The organism is Micropruina sp. (assembly GCF_027492755.1).
In the GTDB taxonomy this organism is placed as follows: Bacteria; Actinomycetota; Actinomycetes; order Propionibacteriales; family Propionibacteriaceae; genus Micropruina.
In genome coordinates, this window is sequence record NZ_JAPUED010000111.1 from 1 (window position 1) to 7,233 (window position 7,233).

Sequence of the window (7,233 nt, forward strand, 5' to 3'; positions counted from 1 at the left end):
CGGTAGCAGCGGGCGATCTGGTAGTAGCGCTCCATGCCGGCCACCATCAGCAGCTGCTTGAACAGCTGCGGGGACTGCGGCAGGGCGTACCACGAGCCGGGCGCGAGCCGGGCCGGCACGATGAAGTCGCGGGCACCCTCGGGGGTCGAGCGGGTCATCGTCGGGGTCTCGATCTCGACGAAGTCGCGGGCCTCGAGCACCCGGCGGGCGGCGGCGTTCACCTGGGAACGCAGCCGGATGGCACGGGCCGGGGCCGGACGGCGCAGGTCGAGGTAGCGGTACTTGAGCCGGGCCTCCTCGCCGACGCTGACCCGCTCGTCGATCTGGAACGGCAGCGGCGCGGACGGGTTGAGCACCTCGAGTTCGCGAATCGCGACCTCGATCTCACCGGTGGGCAGGTCGGGGTTGGCGTTGCCCTCGGGGCGCGCCTCGACCTCGCCGATCACCTGGATGCAGTACTCGTTGCGCAGTTCGTGGGCGCCGGACGCAGCCAGCACCTCGTCCCGGACGACGACCTGGACGACACCCGAGGCGTCCCTCAGATCGATGAAGGCGACACCGCCGTGATCGCGACGCCGGCCCACCCAGCCGGCGAGAGTGACGGTCGCTCCGATGTCGGAGGCGCGCAGGGTTCCAGCGGTATGGGTCCGCAGCATGACGATGTTCCTTTCTCTGCCCCGCATAGACGGTGCGGGCGCGTCCGTTCGATCCTATGACGGCGGGCGCGGATGCGTCGAAACGGGCACAGAAGGCACCGACCACTTCGGCAGTGGCCGCCGACGACCGCCGCAACGCGATCCTCTCCAGGCCGGGCACGCGGGCAGCATCCCACGACGAGCCGGCGCGGGCGGTGTGCGGGCATCCGGCCTGACGCCTCGCTCGGACGAATCAAAAGACGTTGTGGGGACGAAACTGGACGCTGATTCTCGGGCCGACCGCCCGGGCCGTCTTGAGGATGGCGTGCTCCCAGGTGCGCTGGCAGGAACCGCCCATCACGATCAGGTCGCCGTGACCGAGCGGATAGGAGCCGTGCAGCCGTCCACCGACCGGTCGCAGCGACAGCTGACGCGGTGAGCCGAACGACACGATGGCCACCATGGTGTCCTCGGTGCGGCTGCGGCCGATCCGGTCGCCGTGCCAGGCCACCGAATCGCGACCGTCCCGGTAGTAGCAGCAACCGGCGGTGACGAACTCCTCCCCCAGTTCAGCGGCGTAGTAACGGTTGAGCTCGTCGCGGGCCTGCGCCAACACCGGGTCGGGCAGCTCCTGCCCCACCCCGTACATGCACAGCAGCCGCGGCACCTCGACGGTGCGGTCGTACATCTCGCGACGCTCGGCATGCCACGGGATCGAGTCGGCCAGCCGCGGGAACACCTCGTCAGCACCCTCAACCCAGCCGGGCACCAGGTCGACCCATGCTCCCCTGCTCAGGGCAACACGCCGGACGCGTCCGGCGAGCGGCGGAACCGCGACCGCCCCCGCACCGAACAGACCCGCCTGAAAGTCCAGCGACATACGCCGACACTAGCACGTTTTCAAACATCTGTATGAATATCGCCTCAGTCGCCCGCCCCTATTCTCCGGGGAATACCCGCATCGGCGACCACCGCAGCCCGATCGACGCCGCCGTAGGATTTCCCGTGCCGGCGGGATGGATCACAGCTCCTTCCGACGCGCGGAATCTCGCCGGCGACAGCTCCATCCAGCCACGGGCAGATATTCCGGAATCACACAGGATTACGCAAAATCCTCACGCAACATCACGTCATATAGTGACGTCATCCGTATTTTTTCGGCCATCGTCCTAGTCCGAACATGCCTCTGACGGCCGACGATTCCGCGCTCGCCCCGCTCGCCGGGCAGGGTCGGATCGGTGCCGGTCGACACGCGCTTCACCCCTCAAGGTTGTGACATCGAGCGCGTTGTGGCCTAGGTTGGCGACAACCTTGACGGAGGTGACGATGAATTCGAATCCTGGCGAGGTCTGTTCAACGGGGATGAATCGACGACGATTTCTGCAGTTGGGGGCCGCTTCAGTAGCCGGTGCGACTCTTGGTCTGAGCGGCTGCGCAGCACCGTCGTCCGATACGGTCAATCTGCAATTGGTGCACGCCACCACGGGCGGCGGGCTGAAGGACACCCTCGACCCGCACTTCCCGGTGAGCTACCCCGACATCGCCCGCGTGCGGCAGCTCTTCGAGCCGTTGATGCGGTTCAACTCGGCCTTCGAGATCGAGAACGGGCTCGCCGAGGAGGTGGAGCACAACGCCGACGCGACCGAGTGGACGTTCCGGCTGCGGAAGGATCTCCGCTTCCACGACGGACGTCCGGTGCGCGCGGCGGACCTCAAGGCGAGCATGGAGCGGATGCTCAATCCCAAGAATCCGGCCACCCAGGCCTCGGACATCGCCGCGATCGCCGACCTCGCCGGCAGCAAGGTGCTCGACGGCCGCACCTACCGGCTCAAGCTGACGTCGCCGTACGCGATCCTGGACGCGGTGATGGCCGGCTATGCGCTGGGCATCGTCCCGGAGGACTTCGACCTCAAGCACCCGATCGGCACCGGCCCGTTCAAGTACGACATCTTCGTGCCGGGGCAACGCAGCCGGTTCCTGAAGTTCGACGACTACTGGGACATCAAGGCGACTTTCGAAGAGCTGGTGATCCTCAACTTCAGCGACGACGCCGCCAAGGTGAACGCGCTGCTCGCCGGGCAGGTGCAGTCGCTGGACAACCTGCCCACCTACCTGGCCGGGGCCATCGAGAGTCAGGGCGCCAACACCCTGGTCTCCGAGACCGGCGGCTGGGTGCCGTTCACCATGCGGGTGGACACCAAACCGTTCAGCGACAACCGCGTCCGGCAGGCCATGCGGCTGATCGTCGACCGGCAACAGATCATCGACCAGGCGTTCAACGGTTTCGGACGCGTCGCGAACGACCTGTACGGACCGTTCGACCCCGACTACATCGGCAACGACCTGCCGCAGCGCAAGCCCGACATCGAGAAGGCCCGGTCGCTGCTCAAGTCCGCCGGCTACGAGGACCTGCAGGTCGAACTGGTCACCTCGACCGGCGTCGGCGCGGGCGCGGTCGAGGCGGCCAGTCTGTTCGTCCAGCAGGCCAAGGCGGCCGGTGTCGACGTCCGGCTGAACAAGGTCGACGGCGGGATCTTCTTCGGCGACCAGTACCTCTCCTGGGTTTTCGCCCAGGACTTCTGGAGCACCCGGCTCTATCTGCCGCAGGCAGCCGCCTCGTCCTTGCGAGCGTCGCCCTACAACGAGACCCACTTCTTCAACGAGCAGTTCGCCGGCCTGATCAAGGCTGCGCAGCGTGAGGTCGACCCGGCGCGCCGACGTCGCCTCGTCCAGGACGCCCAGCGGATCGAGTTCGATGAGGGTGGCTACATCATCTGGGGCTTCCAGAATCAGGTGGACGCCTACAGCAGCTTCGTCACCGGGCTCGAGCCCGCTCGCGAGCAACCCGTCTCCGCGTTCCGGTTCAACCGGGTCAGGCCGGTGATGCCATGAGCGCGGTCGAACAGGAGGCCCTGGTCGAGGAGCTGCCCGAGTTGCCGACCCGCCGGGTGGGCAGCCCGGCCCGCGCCTGGACGCAGTGGTTGTTGCGTCGCCTCGGCCTGGCGATCCTCACCCTGCTGGCGGTGTCGATCATCGTGTTCTTCGCCACCAACGCGCTCGGCGACCCCGTCCGGGCCATCCTCGGCAAGGACTACGACGTCAGTCCCGACCGGGTGGCGGCGCTGGAACAGCTGCTGCACCTCGATCTTCCGACCTGGCAGCGCTACCTGATGTGGCTGGGCGACCTGCTGCGCGGCGACCTCGGCGTCTCGGCGGCCAACGGCCTGCCGGTGGCCGAACTGATCGGCGACCGGGTGATCAACAGCGCCTTCCTGGTGCTGGTCACCGCTGTCATCATGATCCCGACTTCGATCGGCCTGGCCATGCTGGCCGCGCGCTGGCGCGGCGGGGCGCTGGACAACAGCCTGCAGTTCGTCACCCTGGCCCTGGCCGGACTGCCCGAGTTCGTCACCGGCATCCTGCTGGTCGCACTGTTCTCGACCAGCGTCTTCCATTGGCTGCCCGCGGTCACCGTGATGCCGGTGGGCGGCGCGCCCTGGGATCGTCCGGCGTCGATGATCCTGCCGGTGGCCACCCTGCTCATCGCGGTGGTGCCCTATCTGGCCCGGATCCTGCGCTCGACGATGATCGAGGCGATGGACTCGGACTACGTCGAACTTGCCCGGCTCAAAGGCGTACCCGAAGGCCTGGTGCTGCGTCGGCACGTGTTGCCGAACACCGTGGTCCCGACGATCCAGGTGACCGCGCTGCAGCTGGCCTGGCTGGTCGGCGGCGTGGTGCTGGTCGAGTACCTGTTCAACTATCCGGGCATCGGCGCCACCCTGGTCGATTCGGTGCGCAACTCCGACTTCCCGATGGTGCAGGCGCTGGCGATGATCATCGCCGCCGTCTACATCGTGGTGAACCTGATCGCCGACGTGCTGTCGATCCTGTTCACGCCGCGAGCCCGAACGGGGATGGTCAAGTGAAGGGCATGCTGCGCGACCCGCGCATTCTGACCGGGTCCATCATCGCTCTGGTGGTCGTGGTTCTGGCCATCCTCGGGCCGCTGTTCGCGCCGTACGGCGAGAACGAGATCGTCGGCAAGCCGTTCACCATGGAGGGCGGCCCGCTGGGCACCGACTACCTGGGCCAGGACGTGCTCAGCAGGGTGCTGTACGGCGGCCAGTCGGTGCTGATGATCGCCGTGCTCGCCACCGTGCTGGGAGTGGCGCTCGGCCTGGTCGTCGGCGTCACGGCTGCCTACGTGGGCGGCTGGCTGGACGAACTGCTGATGCGCGGCAACGACGTGCTGCTGGCCTTCCCGCAGATCCTGATCGCCCTGGTGGTGCTCAGCGCCGTCGAGCAGCCCACCTGGTGGATGATCGTGCTGCTGGTCGGCATCGCGCACGCCCCGCGGGTGGCCCGCGTCGCCCGCGGCGTCGCCCTGTCGTACGTGAACAACGACTTCGTCACCGCGGCCGAGGCCATCGGCGAGCCGCGCTGGCGGATCGCCATGTTCGAGTTGGGGCCGAACCTGGTGGTGCCGCTGCTGGCCGAGACCGGCCTGCGGCTCACCTACTCGATCGGCACCGTGGCCGCGATCGGCTTCCTGGGTTTCGCCAGCAACCCGAACGCGGCCGACTGGGGACAGATGACCAACGAGAACCGGCTGGCGCTGCTGGTGCAGCCGTGGGGCGTCCTGGCGCCGGTCATCCTGATCGGCCTGTTCACCATCGGGACCAACCTGATCGCCGACGGCATCGGCCAGCGGGCCGCGAAGGGGGCATGATGAGCCAGACCGTCACCGAGGAGCTGCGCTGCCGGGTCGAGGACCTGCGGATCAGCCTGCCGGCCCGCGGCGTGGACGTCGTCGACCACGTCGACCTGACCCTGAAAGCAGGCGAGATCCTCGGCTTGGTGGGCGAGTCCGGCTCGGGCAAGACCACCACGGGCACGGCCCTGCTCGGCTATGCCCGCACCGGAGCCGCCATCTCCGGCGGCGACATCGAAGTGGCCGGGCACAAGGTGCGTGAACTCGGACCTGCCCAGGTGCGCGCCATCCGCGGGGTCACGATCGGCTATGTGCCACAGGATCCCAGCTCGGCGCTGAACCCGTCGATCCGGATCGGCGCCCAGCTGCGCGAACTGCTCGACCTGCACGACATCGGCACCCCCGAGGAACGTGGCCGACGGATCCGGCAGATCCTGCCCGAAGTCGGACTGCCCAACGACGAGGCGTTCCTGCGCCGCTACCCGCACCAGCTCTCCGGCGGGCAGGTGCAGCGGGTGGCGCTGGCGATGGTCTTCCTCCCCCGGCCTCAGGTGCTGGTGCTGGACGAGCCCACCACCGGCCTGGACGTCACCACCCAGGGCATGGTGCTGCGCACCCTGGAGGAGCTGTGCCGCCGGTTCGACGTCGCCGCCCTCTACGTCACCCACGACCTGTCGGTGGTGGCCACCATCTCGAACCGGGTGGCGGTGATGTATGCCGGGCGGCTGGCCGAGATCGGCCCGGTCAAGCAGATCTTCACCAACCCGAGCCACCCGTACACGCGTGCACTGCTGAACGCGATTCCGCACCTGCATCGTCCGTTCGCGCTGACCGGGATTCCCGGCCGCACGCCGGCGCCGGGCAATCGTCCGCCCGGGTGCCGGTTCAACGATCGGTGCAGTTTCGCCGTACCGGAGTGCTCTGCGGAAGAGCCGCCGGATGTGGAGGTCTCCCCCGGTCACTTCGCCGCATGCATTCGCACCGACGCCCTGCCGGCGTGGGATCCGACCGATCGGGTGGTCGCCGACACCGACCCCCGGCGTGACCGGAAGATCATCCTGACCGTCTCCGATCTGGACATCTTCTACGGCACCAGCCATGTGGTGCATGGGGTCAACTTCGACCTCGCGGTCCAGGAGGTCGTCGCGCTGGTCGGCGAGTCCGGCTCCGGCAAGACCACCATCTCGCGTTGTGTCGGCGGCATTCACGACAACTGGGACGGCACCATCGCGGTGGACGGCGAACCGCTGGCAACCGCGGCGCGCAAGCGCACCGCCGACCAGCGCCGCCGCGTCCAGTACATCTTCCAGAATCCGTACCTGTCGCTGAACCCGCGCCGCACCGTCGAGCAGATCCTGGTCCGGCCGCTGGAACTGTTCGGTGTGGCCACCGGCAAGGCCGCCCGGGAGCGGGCCGCCCAGTTGCTGGAGGACGTCCAGTTGGGCGAGTCGGCGATGTCGCTGCGGACCAACCGGCTCTCCGGCGGCGAGCGTCAGCGGGTGGCGATCGCCCGGGCGATCGCGGTGGAACCCGACATCCTGGTCTGCGACGAGATCACCTCGGCGCTGGACGTCTCGATCCAGGGTTCGATCACCGAACTGCTCAACTCGATCAAGGCCGAGCGGCACATCTCGATGCTCTTCGTCACCCACGACCTGGCGCTGGTCCGTTCGATCGCTGACCGGATCCTGGTGCTGCAGAACGGACGCCTGGTCGAGTCAGGGCTGGCCGCCGACGTCCTGGATCGTCCGCAGGAGGAGTACACCCAGAAACTGCTGGCCAACACCCCGACGCTGGACCGCTGGATGGACACCTCGCACTAAGCACCTACCGCCGGTTGAGCTTGTCGAAAGCACCCACCGCCGGTTGAGCTTGTCGAAACCT

At 67.9% G+C, this 7,233-nt stretch carries 6 protein-coding genes; 4 read left to right on the top strand and 2 right to left on the bottom strand.

The features are described from left to right. Both Q0066_RS07770 and Q0066_RS07775 read right to left on the bottom strand, forming a co-directional pair. Positions 1-656 (bottom strand): amino acid--tRNA ligase-related protein (locus tag Q0066_RS07770; protein ID WP_298131732.1); only part of this gene is annotated, 656 nt, incomplete at its 3' end. A gap of 232 nt (positions 657-888) precedes the next feature. Beyond that, the gene (locus Q0066_RS07775; RefSeq protein ID WP_298131734.1) at positions 889-1,515 is read right to left on the bottom strand and encodes an alpha-ketoglutarate-dependent dioxygenase AlkB; all 627 of its coding nucleotides are present in this window, start codon (positions 1,513-1,515) and stop codon (positions 889-891) included. Between the two features lie 590 nt (positions 1,516-2,105). On the opposite strand from Q0066_RS07775, the gene Q0066_RS07780 reads away from it, so the two are divergent. Genes Q0066_RS07780 through Q0066_RS07795 form a run of 4 tightly spaced genes read left to right on the top strand, consistent with a single transcriptional unit; the run spans position 2,106 to position 7,172 of the window. Continuing rightward, entirely contained in the window at positions 2,106-3,527 is a 1,422-nt protein-coding gene (locus Q0066_RS07780) for an ABC transporter substrate-binding protein (protein WP_298131735.1), read from the top strand. Continuing rightward, complete coding sequence (locus Q0066_RS07785; RefSeq protein ID WP_298131737.1) at positions 3,524-4,564, top strand: ABC transporter permease; 1,041 nt, start codon at positions 3,524-3,526, stop codon at positions 4,562-4,564. Before Q0066_RS07780 ends, Q0066_RS07785 begins: the two co-directional genes overlap by 4 nt. Before the next feature lie 5 nt (positions 4,565-4,569). Next, entirely contained in the window at positions 4,570-5,367 is a 798-nt protein-coding gene (locus Q0066_RS07790; protein ID WP_298131748.1) for an ABC transporter permease, read from the top strand. Next, the gene (locus Q0066_RS07795) at positions 5,367-7,172 is read left to right on the top strand and encodes an ABC transporter ATP-binding protein (protein WP_298131739.1); all 1,806 of its coding nucleotides are present in this window, start codon (positions 5,367-5,369) and stop codon (positions 7,170-7,172) included. The genes Q0066_RS07790 and Q0066_RS07795 overlap by 1 nt, the downstream gene beginning before the upstream one ends. Positions 7,173-7,233: the final 61 nt, after the last annotated feature.